General features: G+C 65.8%; 12 protein-coding genes and 1 tRNA gene. 5 read left to right on the plus strand and 8 right to left on the minus strand.

Features of this window, described 5'->3' with window-relative positions; genetic code table 11:
* Positions 1-131: 131 nt before the first annotated feature.
* Positions 132-1,508, minus strand: coding sequence for a DNA repair protein RadA (gene radA / locus RI032_RS03070; protein ID WP_071305678.1), 1,377 nt, complete (start codon positions 1,506-1,508; stop codon positions 132-134).
* 150 nt (positions 1,509-1,658) lie between these two features.
* Here radA and RI032_RS03075 point away from each other — a divergent pair, with 150 nt between their 5' ends.
* Positions 1,659-3,716 carry a putative bifunctional diguanylate cyclase/phosphodiesterase gene (locus RI032_RS03075; protein WP_010483277.1) on the plus strand — a complete coding sequence of 686 codons (2,058 nt, stop codon included), beginning with the start codon at positions 1,659-1,661 and terminating at the stop codon, positions 3,714-3,716.
* Positions 3,717-3,854: 138 nt separating this feature from the next.
* Here RI032_RS03075 and cyoD read toward each other — a convergent pair whose 3' ends face one another.
* Genes cyoD through cyoA form a run of 4 tightly spaced genes read right to left on the minus strand, consistent with a single transcriptional unit; the run spans position 3,855 to position 7,871 of the window.
* On the minus strand, positions 3,855-4,196 hold the full coding sequence (cyoD, locus tag RI032_RS03080; RefSeq protein WP_005408584.1) for a cytochrome o ubiquinol oxidase subunit IV: 342 nt from the start codon (positions 4,194-4,196) through the stop codon (positions 3,855-3,857).
* Complete coding sequence (gene cyoC, locus RI032_RS03085; protein ID WP_005408583.1) at positions 4,196-4,834, minus strand: cytochrome o ubiquinol oxidase subunit III; 639 nt, start codon at positions 4,832-4,834, stop codon at positions 4,196-4,198. Before cyoC ends, cyoD begins: the two co-directional genes overlap by 1 nt.
* Positions 4,831-6,828, minus strand: coding sequence for a cytochrome o ubiquinol oxidase subunit I (cyoB, locus tag RI032_RS03090; protein ID WP_109814353.1), 1,998 nt, complete (start codon positions 6,826-6,828; stop codon positions 4,831-4,833). The genes cyoC and cyoB overlap by 4 nt, the downstream gene beginning before the upstream one ends.
* A gap of 2 nt (positions 6,829-6,830) precedes the next feature.
* Positions 6,831-7,871: a ubiquinol oxidase subunit II gene (gene cyoA / locus RI032_RS03095; protein WP_010483288.1), complete on the minus strand. Its 1,041-nt coding sequence runs from the start codon at positions 7,869-7,871 to the stop codon at positions 6,831-6,833.
* Positions 7,872-8,222: 351 nt separating this feature from the next.
* Here cyoA and RI032_RS03100 point away from each other — a divergent pair, with 351 nt between their 5' ends.
* Positions 8,223-8,858 carry a GyrI-like domain-containing protein gene (locus RI032_RS03100; RefSeq protein WP_010483289.1) on the plus strand — a complete coding sequence of 212 codons (636 nt, stop codon included), beginning with the start codon at positions 8,223-8,225 and terminating at the stop codon, positions 8,856-8,858.
* Positions 8,859-8,915: 57 nt separating this feature from the next.
* Here the strand turns inward: RI032_RS03100 and RI032_RS03105 are convergent.
* The 3 genes from RI032_RS03105 to RI032_RS03115 form a co-directional block, all read right to left on the minus strand.
* Positions 8,916-8,991, minus strand: a tRNA-Thr gene (locus RI032_RS03105).
* 361 nt (positions 8,992-9,352) lie between these two features.
* A complete protein-coding gene (locus tag RI032_RS03110; RefSeq protein ID WP_322547829.1) occupies positions 9,353-10,357 on the minus strand; it encodes a 2-hydroxyacid dehydrogenase in 1,005 nt (334 codons plus the stop codon).
* A gap of 97 nt (positions 10,358-10,454) precedes the next feature.
* Positions 10,455-13,325, minus strand: coding sequence for an autotransporter family protein (locus RI032_RS03115; RefSeq protein WP_322547830.1), 2,871 nt, complete (start codon positions 13,323-13,325; stop codon positions 10,455-10,457).
* Between the two features lie 284 nt (positions 13,326-13,609).
* Between RI032_RS03115 and RI032_RS03120 the strand changes: the two genes are divergently transcribed.
* Genes RI032_RS03120 through RI032_RS03130 form a run of 3 tightly spaced genes read left to right on the plus strand, consistent with a single transcriptional unit; the run spans position 13,610 to position 17,864 of the window.
* On the plus strand, positions 13,610-14,089 hold the full coding sequence (locus RI032_RS03120; RefSeq protein ID WP_229301228.1) for an RNA polymerase sigma factor: 480 nt from the start codon (positions 13,610-13,612) through the stop codon (positions 14,087-14,089).
* Entirely contained in the window at positions 14,086-15,054 is a 969-nt protein-coding gene (locus RI032_RS03125) for a FecR family protein (protein ID WP_010483297.1), read from the plus strand. The genes RI032_RS03120 and RI032_RS03125 overlap by 4 nt, the downstream gene beginning before the upstream one ends.
* An 11-nt stretch (positions 15,055-15,065) precedes the next feature.
* Positions 15,066-17,864, plus strand: a complete 2,799-nt coding sequence (locus tag RI032_RS03130; RefSeq protein WP_322547831.1) for a TonB-dependent receptor plug domain-containing protein — start codon at positions 15,066-15,068, stop codon at positions 17,862-17,864.
* The last annotated feature ends 36 nt before the right edge of the window (positions 17,865-17,900 follow it).

The raw sequence follows: 17,900 nt of genomic DNA on the forward strand, positions 1-17,900 counted from the left end.
GAGCCGATGCTCGGCTGCTGTTCGCTCTTTGTAGCGTCGAGCCATGCTCGGCTGCTGTTCGACCACCCGTCGACCATGGCTCGACGCTACAGAAAGCAGCCGGGCGTGGGCTCGGCTCTACAGTGCTGGCATCACGCCGCGTCGATGGCCTCGGACAGGCGCTCCACCGCGATCACTTCCATGCCTTTCACCGAACCGCCCTTCGGCGCATTGGCCTTGGGCACGATGGCGCGCTTGAAGCCATGGGTGGCCGCCTCACGCAGGCGGTCTTCGCCATTGGGCACCGGCCGGATCTCGCCGGACAGACCGACTTCGCCGAAGGCAATGGTCTTCTCCGCCAGCGGCCGATCCTGCAGCGAGGACAGCACCGCCAGCAGCACCGGCAGGTCGGCCGCGGTCTCCTGCACGCGAATGCCACCGACCACATTGACGAACACATCCTGATCGCCGACCAGCACACCGCCGTGGCGATGCAGCACCGCCAGCAGCATGGCCAGCCGGTTCTGCTCCAGGCCAACCGCGACACGGCGCGGGTTCGACAGCGGCGACGCATCAACCAGCGCCTGCACCTCCACCAGCAGCGGCCGGGTGCCCTCGCGGGTGACCATCACGCAACTGCCCGGTTGATGGGTGCTGCCACCGGACAGGAAGATCGCCGATGGGTTGGAGACCTCCTTCAGGCCCTTGTCGCCCATCGCGAACACGCCCAGCTCGTTGACTGCACCGAAGCGGTTCTTGAAGGCGCGCAGCAGGCGGAAGCGGCTGCCGCTCTCGCCTTCGAAATACAGCACCGCATCGACCATGTGTTCGAGCACGCGCGGGCCGGCGATGCCGCCCTCCTTGGTCACGTGACCGACCAGGAACACGGCGGTGCCGGTTTCCTTGGCGAAGCGCACCAGCCGCGCAGCACTCTCGCGTACCTGGCTGACCGAGCCCGGCGCGGCGGTCAGGCTCTCGGTCCACAGGGTCTGCACGGAGTCGGCCACAATCAGCCGCGGGCCGGCCTTGGACGCATGCTGCAGGATCGACTCGACGCCGGTCTCGGCCAGCGCATTGACGCCATCCAGCGGCAGCTCCAGGCGATGCGCGCGGCCAGCCACCTGCGCCAGCGACTCCTCGCCGGTGACGTACAACACCGGCAATTCAGCCGCCATCTTCGCCACCGCCTGCAGCAGCAGGGTCGACTTGCCGATGCCGGGGTCGCCACCGACCAGCACCACCGCGCCTTCGACCAGACCGCCGCCGAGCACGCGGTCGAACTCGCCGATGCCGGTGCTGACCCGGCGGTGCTCGGTCTGCTCCACGTCCTTCAGCGCGGTGATCTTCGGCGGGTCGATCTTGCCCGCCCAGCCGGCCCGGCGCGACGTTGGCGCCTTGGCCGCCGCCGCGCTCTCCAGCACGATTTCCGACAGCGAGTTCCAGGCGTTGCACTCGGTGCACTGGCCCTGCCACTTGCTGAATTCGGCGCCGCATTCATTGCAGACGTAGGCGGTGCGGGCTTTTGCCATTGGATGATTTCCAGCAACGGGAACAGGCGTGGCAGGATAGCCGAGCCGGGTCGCAGGTGCTGCGACCGCTCAAGTCCCGCCCCCCCGCGCCGATAGCTGTCGCGGGCGTGCGCCTTGCGGGCGCCCCCTCCCTCCCCCTCTGGATTCAACATGACTGGCAGTTACAGTCAGAGCCTGGTCGCCATCTCCCTGCTGGTGGCCATTCTTGCTTCGTACACGGCGCTGGACATGGCCGGCCGCCTGGCCACGGCCGAGGGCCGCGTGGCCCGCTGGTGGCTGGCCGGCGGTGCAGCGGCGATGGGCCTGGGTATCTGGTCGATGCATTTCATCGGCATGCTGGCCTTCGACCTGCCGATCCCGGTCGGCTACGACCTCGGCATCACCCTCTACTCGCTGGCCGTGTCGATCGGCGCCTCTGCCTATGCGCTGTGGCTGGTGTCGCGGCCCAGCCTGCCCTGGCGACGGCTGCTGGCCGGCGCCGTGCTGATGGGCCTGGGCATTGCCACGATGCACTACCTCGGCATGGCCGCGATGCGCATGCAGCCGGGCATCGACTATCACCCGGGCTGGTTCGCCGCCTCCATTGCGGTGGCCATCGGCGCCGCCGGTGCTGCGCTGTGGATCGCATTCCGCCTGCGTGCCGAGCAGCGCAACACCATGCGCCTGCGCGCACTGGCCTCGCTGGTGATGGGCCTGGCCATCGTCGGCATGCACTACACCGGCATGGCCGCGGCGCGCTTCCCGGAGGGCAGCATCTGCGGCGCGGTCGGCAGCGGTGGCATCGACACGCGCTGGCTGGCGGTGCTGGTGATCGTCACCACCGTGGCCACGCTGGGTATCGCCCTGGTCGCCTCGCTGTTCGACCGGCAGATGCGCGTGCGCACTGGCCTGCTGGCCGATTCGCTGGCGCATGCCAACAACAAGCTGATTCAGGCCGCCCTGCACGACCCGTTGACCCAGCTGCCCAACCGCATGCTGCTGCAGGACCGCATCGAGCAGGCCATCGAGAAGGCGCGGCGCCGCAACCATGCGGTGGCGGTGATGTTCTGCGACCTGGACGGCTTCAAGGCGGTCAACGATGCCTACGGGCACCAGCTGGGCGACCGCCTGCTGGTGGCGGTGGCGCAGCGTATCGGCGGCCTGCTGCGTCCGCAGGACACCTTCGCCCGCCTCGGCGGCGACGAGTTCGTGATCGTGCTGGCCATCGATATTCCCGACGATGCGGTGGTGGTGGCCGAGCGGATCATCGCGGCGGCTGGCGAACCGTTCCTGCTGGATGCAGCCGAGCTGCAGGTCAGCGCCAGCCTGGGCATCGCCCTGTACCCGGATGACGCCGGCAACGAGCGCGAGCTGATGGCACACGCCGACGCTGCGATGTACCACACCAAGGAAACCGGGCGGAACGGCTATACGTTCTTCACCCCCTCGATGCAGCTCAGCGCCAACCGTCAGCTGCGCCTGCTGCAGGACCTGCGCAAGGCCGTGATGCGCAATGAACTGATCCTGCATTACCAGCCCAAGTTCCCGGCCGCGGGCGCGCCAGCCACCGGCGCCGAGGCGCTGCTGCGCTGGCAGCATCCGGAGCTGGGCCTGCTGGCGCCGGACGTGTTCATCCCCATTGCCGAACGCAGTGGCCTGATCCTGCCGATCGGCGACTGGGTGCTGGACCGCGCCTGTGCGCAGTTGCGTGCGTGGCACGATGCCGGACATGCCGAATGGTCGATGGCAGTGAACCTGTCGCCCTTGCAGTTCTCCTCCCCGGCCCTTCTGGACAGCGTGCGCGGGGTGCTCGAACGGCACCACATCGAGCCGGCGCGGCTGACCCTGGAGATCACCGAGACCACCGCGATGAAGGACGTCGACGCCAGCCTGGCGATCCTCAACGACCTGACCGCGATGGGCGTGCACATTGCCATCGACGACTTCGGCACGGGCTATTCCAGCCTGCTGTACCTGAAACGCATGCCGGCCACCGAACTGAAGATCGACCGCGCGTTCGTGCATGACCTGGAATGCAATGAAGAGGACGCCGCCATCGTCTCGTCGATCATCGCGCTGGGACGCACCCTGCAGCTGCAGGTGGTGGCCGAAGGCGTGGAGACGCAGGCGCAGCGCGAGTACCTGAGCGAACTGGGCTGCGACCAGTTGCAGGGCTACCACCTGGGCCGACCGATGGACGCCGAGGAATTTCTGCGCCGGGTGGGCTGAGCCGATGTGCGGAGCAAGCTCCGCACCCACCTCATCAGTAGATCCACGCCGTGCGTGGATGTTCCTCGCCGCCCCTCCCACGGCAAACAGAAAGGCCGCCCGAGGGCGGCCTTTCTGCGTGGCAACGTCGCGAAGACGTCAGTGCATCATGTGCACGTTCATGTTGTGCATGACCCACAGGGTGCCGACCACGATGATGCCGATCACCACCACGGTGAAGGCCGCAGCGTTGACGTTCCAGCGGCTTTCCGAAGAGCGGTCCAGGTGCAGGAAGAACACCAGGTGAACCAGCATCTGCAGCACCGCGGTGATCGCGATCACCACACCGTTGACGGTGCGCGAGAAATCACCCGACATCACCATCCAGAACGGGATGACGGTCAGCACCACCGCCAGCACGAAGCCGATCAGGTACGACTTCACGGTGCCATGGCTTTCGCCGCCGGTGCCGTGGTCGTGTGCATGGTTGTCATGTGCCATTACAGGGCTCCATTGAGGTAGACGACGGAGAACACACCAATCCAGATCAGGTCCAGGAAGTGCCAGAACAGGCTCAGGCACGCCATGCGGGTCTTGTTGGTCGGGGTCAGGCCGTACTTCTTCAGCTGCACGAACATCACCAGCAGCCACAGCAGGCCGGCGCTGACGTGCAGGCCGTGGGTACCAACCAGGGCGAAGAACGCCGACAGGAAGGCACTGCGGTCCGGACCGTAGCCCTGGTGGATCAGGTGCTGGAACTCCCACACTTCCATGCACATGAAGCCGAAGCCCAGCAGCCAGGTGATGCCCAGCCACAGGTACATCTGGCCCATCTGCTTGCGGTGCATGGCGATCATGCCCAGGCCGAAGGTCAGCGACGAGGTCAGCAGCAGCGCGGTTTCCCATGCCACGAACGGCAGTTCGAACAGGTCCTTCGCGGTGGGGCCACCATCGGTGCCGCCTGCCAGCACCACGTAGGTGGCGAACAGCGAGGCGAAGATGAGGCAGTCGCTCATCAGGTACACCCAGAAACCGAAGACGGTATTGCCGCCGGTGTCGTGGTGCTCGTGGTCGTCATGGCCATGGGCCGCCGCGTGCGCGGCGTGCCCGTGGCTCAGGGTCGAGGTATTGGTGCTCATGCCTTCAGCTCCGACTTCACCAGGCCCTGGGCTTCCAGGTGCTTGCGGTGTTCGTTCTCGATGCGTTCCACCTCGGCGGCCGGGACCCAGTAGTCCACGTCCTGGTCGAAGGTGCGGTAGATGAACGTGGCGATCATGCCGATGAAGCCGACGATGGCCAGCCACCAGATGTGCCAGATCATCGCGAAGCCGAACACCAGGCTGAAGGCACCGATGACAACGCCCGTGCCGGTGTTGCGCGGCATGTGGATGTCGGTGTACTTGGCCGGCTTCGGCCAGGCTTCACCACGCTGCTTGCGCTCCCAGAAATCGTCCAGTTCGGTGACTTCCGGCAGCGTGCCGAAGTTGTAGAAGGCCGGCGGCGAAGAGGTTTCCCACTCCAGCGTACGGGCATCCCACGGGTCGCCGGTCAGGTCGACGGTCTTCTTGCGGTCGCGGATCGACACGGCCACCTGGATGATCTGGCACAGGATGCCGGCGCCAACGATGAAGGCACCTGCGGCGGCGATCAGCAGCAGCGGCTCGTAGGCCGGGTTGACGGTGCTCTGCAGGCGACGGGTCATGCCCATGAAGCCCAGCACGTACATCGGCATGAAGGTCACGTAGAAGCCGATGAACCAGCACCAGAAAGCGCACTTGCCCCAGAACTCGTTCAGGCGGAAGCCGAACATCTTCGGCCACCAGTAGGTGATGCCGGCGAACATGCCGAACACCACGCCGCCGATGATGACGTTGTGGAAGTGGGCAATCAGGAACAGGCTGTTGTGCAGCACGAAGTCGATGGCCGGGATCGCCAGCATCACGCCGGTCATGCCGCCGATGACGAAGGTGACCATGAAGCCGATGGTCCACAGCACCGGAGTGGTGAAGTGCACACGGCCGCGGAACATGGTGAACAGCCAGTTGAAGATCTTCACGCCGGTCGGGATCGAGATGATCATCGTCGTGATGCCGAAGAAGGCATTGACGTTGGCACCCGAGCCCATGGTGAAGAAGTGGTGCAGCCACACGATGAACGACAGCACGCCGATGCAGGCGGTGGCGTAGACCATGCCCTTGTAGCCGAACAGCGCCTTGCGCGAGAAGGTCGCGATGACTTCGGAGAACACACCGAACGCCGGCAGGACCAGGATGTACACCTCCGGGTGACCCCAGATCCAGATCAGGTTGATGTACAGCATGGCGTTGCCGCCACCGTCATTGGTGAAGAAGTGCGTACCCAGGTAACGATCCAGGGTCAGCAGCACCAGGGTGATGGTCAGCACCGGGAAGGCGGCCACGATCAGCACGTTGGTCACCAGGGCGGTCCAGGTGAACACCGGCATCTGCATCAGCTTCATGCTGGGGGTACGCATCTTCAGGATGGTGATGAAGAAGTTGATACCGCTCAGCGTGGTACCCAGGCCTGCGACCTGTAGACCCCAGATGTAGTAGTCCATGCCGACGCTTGGACTGTATTCGATGCCCGACAACGGCGGGAACGCCAGCCAGCCGGTGGCAGCGAACTCACCGATCCACAGCGACAGCATGATCAGCACAGCGCCCGACACGAACAGCCAGAAGCTGAGCGAGTTGACGAACGGGAACGCGACGTCGCGCGCACCGATCTGCAGCGGCACGGCCAGGTTCATCAGGCCGGTGATCAGCGGCATCGCCACGAAGAAGATCATGATCACGCCGTGGGCGGTGAAGATCTGGTCGTAGTGGTGCGGCGGCAGGTAACCCTCGGACCCGCCGACGGCGAGCGCCTGCTGGGTACGCATCATGATGGCGTCGGAGAAGCCGCGCAGCAGCATGACGAAGGCGACGATGAGGTACATCACGCCGATCTTCTTGTGATCCACCGAGGTGAACCACTCCTTCCACAGATAGCCCCACAGCTTGAACTTGGTGATCAGGGCCATGACGCCCAGGCCACCCAGCACCGCGCCGACCAGGGTGGTCAGCACGATTGGATCGTGGGGGATCGACTCAAGAGAGAGTTTTCCCAACATGTTCATTCTCCCGAACCCGCGTGGCCGGCATGGCCCGCGTGTTCGTGTTCGTTGGCATCCAGGTTTTCACCCGATTCCTTGGAATCATGTGCGTCACTGGGGGCGTGGCCCTCGTGCGCTTCATGGCTGGCGGCATCGGCAGCGGCGGCACCAGCGTGCGAGTGCTTCATGCCGTAGTGCTTGTTGTCGCCCATGTGCTTGGCGATGACCCAGTCGAACAGGCCTTCTTCGGTCTTGCCGAAGTAGGTGACCGGGTACCACTCGGCGTTGCGTGCTTCACCCAGCGCCTTGAACGAGGTCTTGTCCAGGGTCTGCTCGCCGGCACGGACCTGGTCCAGCCACTGGCGGTATTCGGCATCGGTGACCGAGTAGGCGGTGAAGTGCATCTTGGCGAAGCCCGCGCCGCTGTAGTGCGAGGACATGCCCGGGAATTCACCGGTCTCGTTGGCGATCAGATGGAGCTTGGTCTCCATCGCAGCCATCGAGTAGATCATGCTGCCCAGGTGCGGGATGAAGAAGGCATTCATCACCGAATCGGACGTGATCTTGAAGTTCAGCGGCGTGTTGACCGGGAACTTGATTTCGTTGACGACCGCCACCTTCTCTTCCGGATAGATGAACAGCCACTTCCAGTCCAGCGAGATCGCCTCGATGGTGACCGGCTTGACGTCCGAATCCAGCGGCTTGTACGGGTCCAGCGCGTGCGACGAACGCCAGGTCAGGACCGCCAGCACCAGCACGATCATGCAGGGAATGGACCACACCACCACCTCGATCGCCGTCGAGTGGGACCACTTCGGCTCGTAACGGGCCTTGGTGTTGGAGGCGCGATACTTCCACGCGAAGGTCAGGGTCATGATGATGACCGGGATGACGACCAGCAGCATGAGCACGGTGGCCGTGATCAGCAGGGTCTTCTCATCCTGGCCGATCTGGCCCTTCGGACTGAGGATGGCCACGGCATCGCAGCCGGTGAGCATCACCAGCAACGACAGCAGCAGGCCCGGGCGCAACCAGCGCCCAAGGGTTTTCAACGGAATCATCGGTCGATCCAATTGCGAGGGAATGCCGTTCCCCGTCCTGCCTGTTCCGGCCAAAGCCGGTCCCACCGGTCCGGAAGACAGGTAGGGAGGTGGGGTCGAGTCAGCCTTTCAATTTTAGGCCGTCACCCACCATTTAAGAAAGGCATTGACAATGATCGAGCGCAGGAAACGCTCGTTTCTGGCTGCGACACGTTGTCGCACCGCACGGGCGCGGCGGGCAGAACACCCGAGGGCGGCATCCTAGCATCGGGTGCTGGCCGGCGGTCCGCCCTCGTTCGGCAAAGTCATCTGAACCTGTTCAGGTGTGCTGACGGGTGCCCGGCATGGGATGCTCGGCGCTGGAGGAAGCCCATGGACAAGATCGACTTCAAGAAGCGCGATCGCGCGCTGTACCAGCCCCCGGTGGGCCGGTTCGTGACGGTGGACGTACCGCCCCTGCCCTACCTGATGGTCGACGGCCACGGGGATCCGAATACCGCCCCCGCGTATGTGCAGGCGGTGCAGTGGCTCTACTCGGTCAGCTATGCACTGAAGTTCGCGCTGAAGGCCAAGGGCCGGGACTACGTGGTGCCACCGCTGGAAGCGCTTTGGACCGCAGAGGATCCGTCGAGCTTTGTGGAACGCCGCAAGGATGAGTGGAGGTGGACGGTGATGATCCGTACGCCGGACGGGATCCGTCCAGAGCAGCTGGAGGCTGCCATCGCCAAGGCGGCGAAAAAACTGGGCGACGCACCGGCCAGTCTTCGCCATCAGGTGATTGAGGAGGGCATCTGCCTGCAGACCCTGCATGTAGGCGCCTACGATGACGAGGGTCCGGCCCTGGCCCATCTGCACGACGAACTGATGCCTTCGCTGGGCTACACCTTCGCCGGCCCCCATCACGAGATCTACCTGGGCGACCCGCGCAGGACCGACGCTGCGCGGTTGAAGACCGTGCTGCGGCAGCCGGTGCGGGCGCTTGAACCTGATAGGGGTTCGCGCCCATGATTTCCCACATCCGCCCAAACAAAAAGCCCCGGCCAAGGCCGGGGCTTTTCATGCAACTGGTGCCGGAAACAGGAGTCGAACCTGCGACCTACGCATTACGAATGCGCCGCTCTACCAACTGAGCTATTCCGGCTTAGCAGGCAATTCTAGAGGGTGCCGGTCAGCAGGTCAATTGAAGCCGCCGCCGCGAGGTTGACCCACTTCATGGTGGCTCGGAACGTCGTTTTACTCATAGGTACAGGAATCGTCGGCGGCCCCCTTGGCCGCCTTGATGGTACGCATCACATCCCAACCTGTCGCGTTGCGCCACAGCACGACCGCTCGACGCCATCGCATTCGTTCCGGACGCCGTTGAAGCCATCATTGAAGCCGGCATCGCCGTCCGCCACCAGCACCAGCGCACCCAGCGCCACCTCCGGCTGCACTTCGCGTTCGTGTGAATCTGGACATGTGGTGCGCGACACAACAGGCGCCGCAGTCACGATGTCGCCGGATCAGCCAGTCCTCACCAAATTGGCGCACACCCGCCCGGCCGCGAAATCCTGCAGGTTCCCCAGCGTGATCGCCGAGATTTCCTGCAGCGCCTCCACGGTGAAGAAGCCCTGGTGGCCGGTCACCAGCACATTGGGGAAGGTCATCAGGCGCTGGAATGCCTCATCATCGATGATCTCGCCGGACAGGTCCTGGAAGAACAGCGCGCTTTCCTGCTCGTAGACGTCGATGGCCAGATGACCCAGCCGGCGCGCCTTCAGCGCGCGGATCACCCCATGGGTATCGACCAGTGCGCCGCGCGAGGTATTGACCAGCATCGCGCCCGGCTTCATCCGCGCCAGCGACGCATCATTGATCAGGTGGTGGGTCTCGGGCGTCAGCGGGCAATGCAGCGACACGATGTCGGCGCGTGCCAGCAGTTCATCCAGTCCGACCCTATCGCCGATTCCGCCGAACGCAGCCGACGGATACGGGTCGTGCCCCAGCACGATGCAGCCCATGCCCCTGAAGATGCGCGCAGTGGCCAGGCCGATCTTGCCGGTACCGATGATGCCCACGGTGCGGCCATGCAGGGTGCGCCCGAGCAGGCCATCGAGCATGAAGTTGCCTTCGCGCACCCGGTTGTAGGCGCGATGGGTCTGCCGGTTGAGGGTCATCACCAGCGCCAGCGCATGCTCGGCCACCGCCTCCGGCGAATAGGCCGGTACGCGTGCGACGAACAGATCCAGCGCTTTTGCAACCGCCAGATCCACGTTGTTGAAACCTGCGCATCGCAGCAGCACGGCCCGCACCCCCACCGCATGCAGGGCGTGCAGTACCGGCCCATCCAGGCGGTCGTTGACGAACACGCAGACGGCTGCGCAATCCTGCGCCAGCGCCGCCGTGTGCACGTCCAGCGCCACATCGAAGTACACGAACGCAAAGCCGTCCCCAGCCGCATCGCGCTGGTTCGCCTCATCAAGGAAGCGGCGGTCGTAGGGACGGGCACTGAAGACGGCGATCTGCATGGATGGGCCTGGGTGGAATGCCATACCGACCATACCGCAGCAGCGCCCGCGTTGGGATGGCACCGGCGATGCCATCATCGCCGGTGCCGGGTGCCACTTAGAACCTGTAGCCCAGGCCCAGCATCACGCCGTTCTGGATCTGCCCGTCGCGGCGCTCGCCCACGTAATCGGCCATGATCGACAGCCGCTCGCTGGCACGGCTGGTCACACCCAGGTTCCAGGCCAGCACCTGCTCGCCCACCGCCTGGCTGCTGGCGCCGAACACCAGATCCGGAGCTGCGGCGAAGCCGGTGCTGTAGCGGGCCTGCGAATCGCCCAGCTCCTTCTGCCAGACCACCCGGGCGCGCGGGGTGATGCGCTCACCGTTGTTGCCTTCGAAGGTCTTGAACAGCTGCAGGCCCGCACCCACGCGGATGCTCTCCAGGCTGCCACTGCGGCCAACCAGCGCACCGGCGCCCTGCCCTTCGTTGAAGCGGGTGGCCGACGTGCGCGCGTAGTCCACCACCGGCAGCAACGGCTGGATCACCAGGCCCTTGCCGGTGGTGAACGAGAACGCATGTTCAACACGTGCGGAGATCGCATCGTTGCTGTACTTCGCGCGCAGGGGCTGCTGCAGGCCATCGATACCGCCGATGCTGCGACGGGTGTCATGCCGCAGATCGGTGTAGCGCACGGCCGCCGACAGATAGCCGCGCGCGTACGTCGCATCGAGGTAACCGCCCACGTCCAGCGCGCGCACATCACCGGTGAAACCAGAGCCATCGCTGGCCTTGGTCGACATGTCCGCCGCGGCCACGCTGACGCCCAGGGTTACACGGTCATCGGCCACGCGGGTGTCGGCACCGACCACGATGCCACCGATGCTGTGGCTCAGGCCGGCCACGCCACCGTCGGCATCGATGCGGCCATGGCTGGCGAAACCACGTGCCCAGATGCCATGGCTGCGTCCGGCGTCACCGCTACCCGCAACGCTGCCCGGCGCCGGTTCGACCAGGTGCATCGCCAGCTGGTTGAACAGGCTGCCATGTCGCATGCCCGGCTGGGAGGAGACCGAGTGCGCCACCTGCGAGGCCAGGCCATCGGCATCGCCGCCGCTGCGCATGGCCGACTGGTGCTGCTGCACGACGTTGCCGATGCTGCCCACCAGTGCGGTGTCTGCCAGGCGCAGGCTGGCGTGCGCATCACCGCGCAGGGCACCGGCCTGTTGTGCGATCACATCGCGGTCGGCGAACTGCAGTGCGCCCAGCAGCGATCTAAGCCCCTTGTCCTGGCGATCGGAGGCCGTCGCCAGCGCACGGCCCAGGCCGTCGCCGGACGTACCGTTGGCGAACAGGCCCAGCTGGTCAAAGCCGGGGTTGGCGGTCAGCCACAGGCCATCGGCCGTCTGCTTCACGTTGAAGCTCAACAGCGAATTGTGGCGGGGACGGAACACATCACCGCTGATGCTGGCACTGTAGCCGGTGTCACCCAGGCGCACGGCCTCTTCGAAGCCACCCTGGTAGATCGGGCCCTCAACCAGATCACGACGGAAATCCTGGCCGTAGTAGCCCTGCGCCACGTTCAGTTCGAGGAAGGCCCCCTTGGAGATCACCAGTGCCCCCTCGGTCTGCTCGTCATCGAAGAAGGTACCCACGCGCAGGCGGCCTGCAGCGGTGCCGCCATTCTCTGTAACGTCGAACAGCACCTTGCCGCCCGGCATGATGTTGACGTAGCCATGGGTGACCAGGTCGCCACCGCGCGGCATCAGCGTGCCGAACACGCGCAGGCGGTTGAAACCGTCTTCGCGGTACGACGGGCCGGTGCCGTCCAGCAATGCAGCGCGGTCCATCGCCGTACCCGCCACATCGCCATGGCCGACCAGCATGCCTGCGCCGAGCACGCGCACTTCCGATGCGCGCAGGGCACCGCCTTCCAGCGCGATGGTGCCATTGTCGACCAGCATGAAATCCGCACCCGTCGTCGCGGACGTGCGCCAGGTGGCGCCGTTGGTCACCCGGATCACGCCCATGGCGTTGTCCAGCGTGGAGACATCCAGATCAGCCAGCCGCAGCTTGGACAGCAACAGGTCCTGGATGTCCGGGTCACTGAGGTAACCCTGCACCGACAGCGCACCGATGCCCTGCGGACCCTTGCTGGATGCGTTGTAGATGCTCTGCGCGAGATTGATGTAGGTGGATCGCCAGTCGGTATTCCAGCGCGCGAAATCATCATCGACGAACGCCTGCAACTGGCGTCCGGTACGCAGGTAGCCGGGGTTGATGTCGCCGGTCACGTTGGCGGTGACATTCAAGGTGTCGCCCGGATCGCGGTACCCGTTCGCGGTGATGATCCTGTTGCTGTAGATGTCCTGGCCGGGGAACGACTCCAGCTTGCTGCCACTGCCATCGGGGTCGAAGGTGACCGAGGAACCGGTGCTGCGTGCCGGATCGCGGAACACCAGCAGGCCGTTCGGCTTCACCACTTCGTACATGGCCTTGTGCAGCAGCCCGGCATCCATGCCACCACCGTAGTTGCCGGTGTAGATCTGGGTCATGCGCGGCGACGGCGTGTAGATCACCTTGCCGCCGCTGCTGGCCGCGTGGATCTGCACCGAGTCGATGAGCGGCAGATCGCCGGCCAGATAGCGTTCGACGCCGCCAGACTGCATGATCGAGCAGGACGAGATGCAATTGCCGGACACGATGGTGTTCAGTCCGGAGGTGCGGATGATGCCCTGCAGCCACTCGCCGGCGATCAACGCACCACCATTGGACGTGCGCAGCACCACCTCACGGACCGGCCGGCCTTCGGCCTGCGCCTTGGCCAGCAGTGCCGGCAGGGACACCACGTCGGCGTAGGTCACATCGCCACTCAGGAAGATGCGATCGCCCTGCACGTGATAATTCATTGCCATGACGTCATCCACCACGGATATGGCGGCAACGCCCATCAGCCCGGCCAGGGCCAGGCTCAACTTCGAATACTTCATGTGTTCTCTCTCCACCCGCAACACGCGGGTAGAACGATCAACGCCACAGCGGGGTGATCTCCCCCAGTGGAACGGATCCTGAAAAATGAATACATTCACAATGAGAATCCGATCGATGCACACTCTTCCCCATCCGGTCATCGTCGCGTAAAACTCGATGACGCATTCGCCACCGACAGTCGAGGCCAGCCCTGTCCACCCCGTCTCCCCTGATCCATCGCGCGCCGGAGCTACCCGCACCTGCGGATGCCTTCATCGCGTTCGTACGCGAAGAGCGCGCACCGCTGTGCGCGTTCCTGCGCACGCGGGGGGTCGGGCCTGAGGATGCGGAGGATATCGCGCAGGACTGCATGGAGCGGCTGATCCGCTACCGCGCACAGGGCCCGGACGAACTGCGCCTGCTGCTGTATCGTATCGCCCGCAACCGCCTGGCAGACCGCGGCCGCTCGCCGCAGTCGCGGCCGCATCTGCCGCTGGCCGAACACGATGGCAGCGACGAACCGTCCAGTTCCTCGCCCGATCCATTGCGCCAGGCCGAGTCAGGGCAGATGCTGTCCCTGCTGCGGCAGGCCCTGTTCAAGCTGCCCGAACGCGCACGCGAGGTCTATCTGCTCAACCGCATCACCGGCATGAGCTACACGCAGATCGCGCGGCATTGTGGAATTACTGCCAAGACCGTGGAAAAACATATCGCCCGGGCCCTGCAGGGCCTGCGTCAGGAGTTGGGATCGGATCCGCTGCACAACGACAGGGACGGCCAATGAGTGGCACCCCGCACAGGGATGATGCACAGCTGTTTGAACGCGCCAGCGCCTGGGTAGCCCGCCTGGAAGCCCCGGACTGCACGTCGGTCGAACGCGAGGCGTTCGAGGACTGGCTGGCCGAAGATCCGGCCCACGTCAAAGCGTGGGTGCAGGCCGAAGCCCTGTTCCAGCAGGGTGCGGCGCTTGCGGCTGACCCTTGGCTGCGCACCGCCGCGGCACGGGCGGCGCGTCCGCCGCGCCGGCGCTGGCTGCCGGGCGTGGCCGCTGCCGCCGGTGTCTGCATGGCGATCGGCATCGGCTGGATGGTTGCCGTCGACGGCAACCCGACGCCGCAGGTCTACGCCAATGATTCGCACCAGCCACAGCAGCAGACGCTGGCCGACGGCAGCGTCGCCATGTTGGATGCCGGCACCACCCTCCACGCCCGCTTCGGCTGGCGCCATCGTGATCTGGTGCTGGAGCGGGGCCGGCTGCAACTGCAGGTCGCACCGTCGAACAAGGCGCTGAAACTGCACGCCGGCGACAGTACGATCCGCGACATCGGCACGACCTTCCAGGTGGAACGCCTGCGCGACGGCCTGGTCGAGGTCGCGCTGCTGGAAGGTGCCGTGGAAGTCAGCAACGGCGCAGCGCAGCACACGCTGGCGCCTGGCCAACAGCTGCAGGTACTGCCCTCCGGCCGCATCCAGCCGGGCCCTGCCCTCTCGTCCAACGCAGCCGCTGAAGGCTGGCTGCGGGGGCAACTGGTGTTCGATGCCACGCCCCTGTCGATCGTGGTCGAGCGCATGAACCGTTATGGCCGCACGCCGCTGGTGATCGTCGATCCGGAGATCACCGACCTGGCTGTAAGCGGCACCTTCCGCGCCGGTGATGCACAGGAGCTGCTGTCGGCGCTGGAACTGGGTTGGTCCGTGGCTGGCCAGACGCGTCCGGATGGCGCGCTGGAACTGCGCCGCACCTACTGAGGAGACCGGCAGTGACGGCAGGTCCGGGTGCGCTGCAGTGGGGGCTGCTCCGCGCCCTGCTATGCCTTGCACTGGGTGTTGCCGCACTACCGATGGCCGATGCTGGCGAGCCCGCCGGCACGCTGGAGATCGACGTGGGTGCGGGCCCACTGGTGCCGGCACTGCAGCAATGGGCCCGGCAGAGTGGCACCGCCCTGCTGTTCGACGCACGTGAACTGGATGATCTGCGCACCACTGGCACACGTGGCCAACGCGATACGGGGGCCTCCCTGAAGCTGCTGGTCGCCGGCCTGCCGGTGAACATCCTGCGCACGTCCTCGGGTGCCTTTGTCGTGCGACGTGTCCATCCTGAGCCACCTGCCACGCCACCGAAAGCGGTCGCAGCCCCGCGCCTGCCGCACCCGGCTCCCAGGTCCGCCGACACGCCACACCAGGTGGAACTGGCACCCATCCACGTCACCGGCAGCCGGCTGCCGCGCTCTTCGGTGCAGACCACACTGCCGGTCACCACCATCGATCGCGACGACATCCTGCGCAGTGGCTACGGCAATCTGTTCGACCTGCTGCGGCACCTGCCCGGCATGAACGGCCATCCCGCCATGAGTACCTCGCGCGGCGGCGATTCGCAGTACCTGCCGGTGGGTGCAGCGGCCACCACCAGCCTGGACGGCATGGGCCCGCGGGCGACGCTGTTCCTGGTCAACGGCCGGCGCCTGCCGCGCTATCCCATGGTGTCGCTGGAACAGGGTGGGCTCACCGACCTCGGCGGCATTCCGCTGAGCTTCGTCGACCGCATCGAACTGGTACGCGGCGGTGCCTCGGCCATCTATGGGGCCGATGCCATGTCCGGCGTGGTCAACATCATCCTGCGCGACCAGGCCGATGGGCCCGAAGCCATGCTGCAGACCGGACTCAGCAGCCGCGGCGATGCGGGCCAGTACCGCCTGCAGGCCGCCACGGGCGGCGCGCGTGGCAATGGGGACCGCTGGTTTGCCGGCCTGGATCTGCACCGTGTCGAGCATGTCGCCGGTGACCAGCGTGACTGGCATGCGGAAACCTCGCTGTATCCGATCGGCGCGATCTTCGGCAACTGGTACGTGCCCGCCCGACGCTGCGAGCCGCCCCTGAAGCGGCGCGAGGATGGCTGCTGGTTTGACAGCGCGCGCCCGCGTTCGCTGCAGCCCGCCTCGGATACCGCGTCGGCCTACCTGCACTACCGGCATGAACGTGGCGAGGGACGCTATGCCTATGTCGAGGCACGGGCCAGTCACAACCGTCAGCGCTTCGACCTGGGCCCGACTGCCGTTGCCGTAGTCTCGCGCGGAATCACCTTCAACAGTGTGCTGCGCGAGGCCGGCAACGTGCGCCCCAGCGTCCGCGCCACCGATGCGGACGTCACCGTCGGCATCGGCCGTGACCAGGGCCGGCGCAGCTGGGAGGTGGGCATCAGCGCGCAGCGCAGCGAAGTCACCTTGTCCACTGCCGGCACCGTGCGCACGACGCGCCTGCTTGAAGCAACGCAGGCGCGCAGGTTCACCCCCGGTTTCGACGCGCCGCCGGCGGCCGAGGCGGACACGCTGTTTCCGTCCATCCGCAACCGCGGCAGCACCGCACAATGGCAGGGCTGGTGGGGTGTGCAGCGTGAACTGATGGCAATGCCCGGGGGCAATGCGCAGCTGGCCACCGGCATCGACCTGCGCCATGAACGCTGGGTCTCGCGTCCGGATGCGCTGCTGAGCCAGGGCGACCTTGCGCTGGGCCTGCCGCAGCAGCAACGCCGCCTGTCGCGACAAAGCAGTGGCGTCTATACCGAGCTGGGCCTGCCGCTGGCATCCACGCTGCGCGCGGACCTGGCTGCACGCTGGGACCGCGACGGCGGCTTCATGGCGTTCTCGCCTCGTGCCGGGCTGCGCTGGAGCCCGACGCCGCACTGGTCGTTCCTGCTGGCCAGCGGGCGCGGTTACCGTGCACCGAGCCTGTTCGAGCAACGTCGGCCTCCCGGCTACTTCGGCTCGATCACGCTTCCGGTGTCCAATGCCCTTCCGGAATGTGCAATCGCCACCCGCGGTGGCGGCTGCAGCGTCACGGCCAACGTCGTAGAGAACGATGCACTGAAGGCCGAGCGATCGCGCAGCCATTCGCTGGCAGCCACGTGGACACCCAACGACACGTTCTCGCTGTCGCTGACCCACAACATCGTGGAACTGCGCAACGAGATCCTCGCCCTGCAGCCCAGCGATGCGGTGTGGAATCGCAGTACCTGGGAACTGGATGAAGACGGCCACCTGAGCAGCCTGCGCCTGTCGTTCGACAACATCGGCCGCACCACCTCCCGCAACTGGGTGCTGCGTGGCGAATACCGCATCGACAGCGGCAGCAACGGCCAGTGGTTGTTTTCGCTCGATGCGCTGAAACAGCAGGAGCTGCGCCGCCGCCGTGACCACGAGGCCGCCGTGGACCTGCGCGGCCACGTGACACCCGAGCTGGCTGCGGTGTTGAACGTGCAATGGCAGAACAGCAACTGGGACATCGCCCTGCGTGGCAACCAGGTCGGGCGCACCCGTGCCTGGCTGCCCGGGGCCGAGTGCCCGCAGGATCAGGTCGATCGGAACCAGTGCATGAATCCACGCCAGCTGCGCTGGAACCTGCACCTCGCACGTCGGCTGGGGCCGCGCCTCGTTGCAGCGCTGGATGTGCACAACGTAGTCGATGCGCAACCGGTGAACTATCTGGTCGGCAATGGCGGACAGATGCCCGGCCTGGACGATCCGCTCGGCCGCTACTACCTGCTTACCCTGCAGTTCCGCTGAAGCGTAGTAATCTACGCGCCCTGTTCCACCGCGGTC

Source organism: Stenotrophomonas geniculata, assembly GCF_034508895.1.
GTDB lineage: Bacteria > Pseudomonadota > Gammaproteobacteria > Xanthomonadales > Xanthomonadaceae > Stenotrophomonas > Stenotrophomonas geniculata.

Excerpts from the sequence above, each read along its gene's own strand:
- cyoA (WP_010483288.1), bottom strand. The coding sequence starts at position 7,871 with ATGATTCCGTTGAAAACCCTTGGGCGCTGGTTGCGCCCGGGCCTGCTG.
- cyoC (WP_005408583.1), bottom strand. The coding sequence starts at position 4,834 with ATGAGCACCAATACCTCGACCCTGAGCCACGGGCACGCCGCGCACGCG.
- RI032_RS03100 (WP_010483289.1), top strand. The coding sequence starts at position 8,223 with ATGGACAAGATCGACTTCAAGAAGCGCGATCGCGCGCTGTACCAGCCC.
- cyoB (WP_109814353.1), bottom strand. The coding sequence starts at position 6,828 with ATGTTGGGAAAACTCTCTCTTGAGTCGATCCCCCACGATCCAATCGTG.
- radA (WP_071305678.1), bottom strand. The coding sequence starts at position 1,508 with ATGGCAAAAGCCCGCACCGCCTACGTCTGCAATGAATGCGGCGCCGAA.
- RI032_RS03125 (WP_010483297.1), top strand. The coding sequence starts at position 14,086 with ATGAGTGGCACCCCGCACAGGGATGATGCACAGCTGTTTGAACGCGCC.
- cyoD (WP_005408584.1), bottom strand. The coding sequence starts at position 4,196 with ATGGCACATGACAACCATGCACACGACCACGGCACCGGCGGCGAAAGC.
- RI032_RS03115 (WP_322547830.1), bottom strand. The coding sequence starts at position 13,325 with ATGAAGTATTCGAAGTTGAGCCTGGCCCTGGCCGGGCTGATGGGCGTT.
- RI032_RS03075 (WP_010483277.1), top strand. The coding sequence starts at position 1,659 with ATGACTGGCAGTTACAGTCAGAGCCTGGTCGCCATCTCCCTGCTGGTG.
- RI032_RS03110 (WP_322547829.1), bottom strand. The coding sequence starts at position 10,357 with ATGCAGATCGCCGTCTTCAGTGCCCGTCCCTACGACCGCCGCTTCCTT.